The sequence below is a fragment of the Anabaena sp. UHCC 0253 genome (assembly GCF_009712085.1).
Lineage (GTDB): Bacteria > Cyanobacteriota > Cyanobacteriia > Cyanobacteriales > Nostocaceae > Dolichospermum.
In genome coordinates, this window is the sequence record NZ_VILD01000002.1 from 27,952 (window position 1) to 32,138 (window position 4,187).

Annotated in this window: 3 protein-coding genes, 1 tRNA gene and 1 pseudogene; 1 reads left to right on the top strand and 4 read right to left on the bottom strand. The window is 42.5% G+C overall.

The genetic code is table 11. The features are described from left to right. From FJR38_RS04275 to FJR38_RS04290, 4 genes and pseudogenes are all read right to left on the bottom strand, one after another. Positions 1-250 (bottom strand): annotated as a pseudogene (locus FJR38_RS04275) (ferrochelatase); the annotation flags it as partial. Between the two features lie 349 nt (positions 251-599). Next, entirely contained in the window at positions 600-1,646 is a 1,047-nt protein-coding gene (ccsB, locus tag FJR38_RS04280) for a c-type cytochrome biogenesis protein CcsB (protein WP_168535652.1), read from the bottom strand. A gap of 86 nt (positions 1,647-1,732) precedes the next feature. After that, complete coding sequence (locus tag FJR38_RS04285) at positions 1,733-2,347, bottom strand: chorismate lyase (RefSeq protein WP_168535654.1); 615 nt, start codon at positions 2,345-2,347, stop codon at positions 1,733-1,735. 165 nt (positions 2,348-2,512) lie between these two features. After that, positions 2,513-2,595 (bottom strand) — tRNA-Leu (locus FJR38_RS04290). A gap of 280 nt (positions 2,596-2,875) precedes the next feature. Between FJR38_RS04290 and accC the strand changes: the two genes are divergently transcribed. After that, a complete protein-coding gene (gene accC / locus FJR38_RS04295) occupies positions 2,876-4,183 on the top strand; it encodes an acetyl-CoA carboxylase biotin carboxylase subunit (protein ID WP_174763885.1) in 1,308 nt (435 codons plus the stop codon). Positions 4,184-4,187 lie beyond the last annotated feature (4 nt).

Consider the following 4,187-nt stretch of genomic DNA (forward strand, 5'->3'; position numbering starts at 1 on the left):
TCGTGATGTGTGTGTCCCCCATTCATGTCGATCAAATATTGCTAAAAGCTTTGCTAAAGGGGGGATAAATCCAAGTAGGAACAGGAGCGAATTTAGCAGTCAGTAAATTTAAAGCTTGTTCGTTATAGTTAGCAAAATCTTCGTAGCTTTCGACTTCGCCATAGCCCATAAGCAACACGGCTACACGGTCTTGACTGGGTAGATGCTCGTGGGTATGGGTAGCGTGCAGTTTTTCCGGGGTTGCAACCACAATGAGTTCCTCAAGATAACCAAAATCAGGAGAGAACCCTAGAAAGTCCCTAGTTTATTTCTCTCACTTCGTAGTATAGTATCCTATCCCCCCGGATGGGATAAATATAAACATAAAAATATACATCTGAGGTATTAAACCAGAAGAAGCAGGGGTATCAAGTTCCAAGTCCTCCTGTAGGGGCGAAGCATTCGGGCGACAAATTCTCGGTTTTTCCCCAGTAGGGGCGAAGCATTCGGGCGATTAATTATCGGTTTTTTCCCAAGTTCATTTTCCGAATGCTTCGCCCTTACACCGAATGCTGATGCTTCCAGTCCCGTCAGGGATACGCCCTTACACCAAATGCTAATTAGAAAAACCAGCCGTAAGAATGTAAACCCTTACCCAAAAGATTTACACCTAAATAACAAATCCAAACCACAACAAAACCAGTTGCGGCTAGAATTGCTGGTTTTCGCCCTTGCCAACCGCGAGTTATTCTAGAATGCAGATAAGCCGCAAATACTAACCAAGTAATTAACGCCCAAGTTTCCTTAGGGTCCCAACTCCAGTAAGAACCCCAGGCTTCATTCGCCCAAACTCCACCGGCAATAATCCCAATAGTGAGCAGGGGAAATCCCAAACCGATGATGCGATAGCTGATATTATCAAGGGTTTCAGCCAAGTTGAGACGTTGGGGCGAAAGGGTTTCCGTAGCTACTAAAGTGGGGGTTTCCGTGACATTGATTAAATCTAAAACCGCAGTCCCATTACCATTGTTATTACTTCCCCCGCGAGAAAAGCCGTTAGTTTCCGCAGCAGGTGGAGGTGTAACTAATTCTCCGGCTTTGAGTAACTTATAACCATTATTACGATAGCCACCTGTACCCACAGAACTACCTTGTAATTGGATATTTTGGCCGCGAGTAACGATTAAAAAAGCGATCGCTAACAATGCACCTACCATCAAGGCGGAATAACTCAACATCATGACACTGACGTGCATCATCAGCCAATTCGATTTTAGTGCAGGAACTAAAGGCTCTGAAACCTGCATTGTTGATGGTAAGGTGAGAGTCGCAAAAGCAACAATTCCCATGGCTACAGGAGAAGTCACAACTCCTACTAAGCGACTACGACTGTTATTTTCAGCAATTAAATGTACAGCCGTAATTCCCCAAGTCAAGAAAAATAACGACTCATAGAGATTACTGAGGGGAAAATAACCAGCTTCTATCCATCTTGCTCCTAATAAGGTGGCGATACACAAATTAGCGATCGCCATTCCAGCCGTCCCCAAAGCCGCTGTTACTGATAAACTTGGAAAGGCCGCCCCCACCCAGTACACCAACATCGTACAGAATAAGACAGCAAAGGAGGCATTATCTAGCCAGTTCTGGAGTACAACCAGATTCATAAACACTTCTCTCCAGTGGATGCTTGAAAATATCAATTCCGATTATCTTGATCCTATCTGCTTTTGGTAATTGGAAAGAGTCTCCTTTAATTTTGATAATTCATTGCCCCTAAGTATTTAGTTAAAAAAGGTGAAAAAACCTCATAAATCAAAGTCAGTGGTTGTCCATGATGCCAAAATAAATAATGGCGACCCCAAAATGGTCCTTTTTCCTGAAAACCCAACTCTAAAGCTTCTGAATCACCATAATAAATACCTTGGACATCCCTATACAACTCAGTTCGTAACCGAGCTAAACTTGCCCAAATCGGTAAAGACTTGTTTTGTAAATATTCATCTACATGACTTGCTTCCCACCAAGAAGCCGCATAATATAAACGCTGACCAGAGGCAGTCCGTACCCACACCTGTCTCCGGACTCTTGGACCTGGTAGCATCTGCATCATCGCAGGCGCACCATCTGAATTCATCCCAATTGCTGACATATCTATTACATCTACTTCTGTGGGTTCGCCCGTTAACAGTTGTACGTGCCTAGTCGGAGAACCATCACCTAAAAGCAGTAATTGCCAAGTTGGTGATAACTGGGTATGAGGTAAACCGCGTTTAACCACTTCTTCACCACCTTCCCAAATTGGAGTTAGGCAATGCCAATCAATTGGCAGAGTAGAGTTATTTGCTGGATTAAAAGTAGTAGTCAATTTTCTTTACAAAACTTCATCTAATTATATCAAAGCACAAAAAACCAGCATCCATTCAGGCAAGCTGGCAAAAAATTAATAATATTAACTTTGTTGATCAAAATGTAAATCCGCTACTATGATCATTTCCCTGACCATAAAAGCGGATAAATTACATCCAAAAAATGCGGATGGCGAGACTCGAACTCGCAAGGGCTATGCCCACACGCACCTCAAGCGTGCGCGTATACCAATTCCGCCACATCCGCAAGAATTTAGCACAGACTATATCATAACATAAAAAAATTACTTAAATACAAGATTTTCCAAATATTTCCCCAAATCTTTTTGAATAGGTATGAGACAGACAGAAATATAGGAACAGCAAAGGTGATATTAAAAGGTCTAGCAAAGATGCCACATAATCCAATAGTCTGCTAAGAATGAGGTTTGGGAATCTCCTGTCACGATTTACAGTAATGCAACAGCTTTATGTCAACAGGATGGGAGAGAATGTCAATCTACTGGTACTGATATCGCAACTAGAAAATGAAATTTGATAAAATATTAATTGCCAATCGAGGAGAAATAGCCCTTCGCATTCTCCGTGCCTGTGAAGAGATGGGAATTGCCACAGTTGCCGTTCACTCCACTGTTGACAGAAATGCCTTGCACGTCCAACTTGCCGATGAAGCCGTTTGCATTGGTGAACCTGCCAGCAGTAAAAGTTATTTGAACATTCCCAATATTATTGCCGCTGCATTAACACGTAATACTAGCGCCATTCATCCTGGGTATGGTTTTTTATCAGAAAATGCTAGATTTGCGGAAATTTGTGCAGACCATCATATTGCTTTTATTGGTCCTAGTCCCGAGTCTATTAGGCTAATGGGGGACAAGTCCACAGCCAAAGAAACCATGCAAAAAGCTGGTGTACCCACAGTTCCCGGTAGTGAAGGGTTAGTAGAATCAGAAGAACAAGGATTAGCGATCGCTCACAAAATTGGTTATCCTGTGATGATTAAAGCTACCGCAGGCGGTGGTGGTAGAGGAATGCGACTTGTTCGCTCAGAAGATGAATTTGTCAAACTCTTTTTTGCAGCCCAAGGAGAAGCAGGAGCAGCTTTTGGCAATTCAGGCGTTTATATAGAAAAATTTATTGAACGTCCCCGTCACATTGAATTTCAGATTTTAGCCGATAGCTACGGTAACGTCATTCATTTAGGTGAAAGAGATTGTTCCATTCAGCGTCGTAACCAAAAACTGCTAGAAGAAGCTCCTAGTCCTGCCCTTGATCCAGACTTACGGCAAAAAATGGGAAAAGCTGCTGTCAAAGCAGCCCAGTTTATCAACTATACCGGCGCAGGAACTATCGAATTTCTCCTCGATAAATCCGGTAAATTCTACTTTATGGAAATGAACACCCGGATACAAGTTGAGCATCCAGTTACAGAAATGATCACTGGAATAGATTTAGTAGTGGAACAAATTCGTATTGCTCAAGGCGAAAGACTAAAGCTGACACAAAAAGAAGTAGTTCTCAAAGGACATTCCATTGAATGCCGCATTAACGCTGAAGATCCAGATCATGATTTTCGCCCCGCCCCTGGAAAAATCACTGGTTATCTTCCACCAGGAGGACCCGGAGTGAGGATTGATTCTCATGTATACACAGATTACCAAATCCCCCCTTACTATGACTCCCTGATAGGTAAATTAATTGTTTGGGGACCAGATCGAGCTACCGCTATTAACCGCATGAAACGCGCATTGCGAGAATGTGCCATTACTGGACTACCGACAACTATTCCCTTTCATCAAAAAATTATGGAAAATCCGCAATTTTTGCAAGGGTAATATT

Bases quoted from the DNA above. Each gene is read 5' to 3' on its own strand.
- accC (WP_174763885.1), top strand. From the start codon at position 2,876: ATGAAATTTGATAAAATATTAATTGCCAATCGAGGAGAAATAGCCCTT.
- ccsB (WP_168535652.1), bottom strand. From the start codon at position 1,646: ATGAATCTGGTTGTACTCCAGAACTGGCTAGATAATGCCTCCTTTGCT.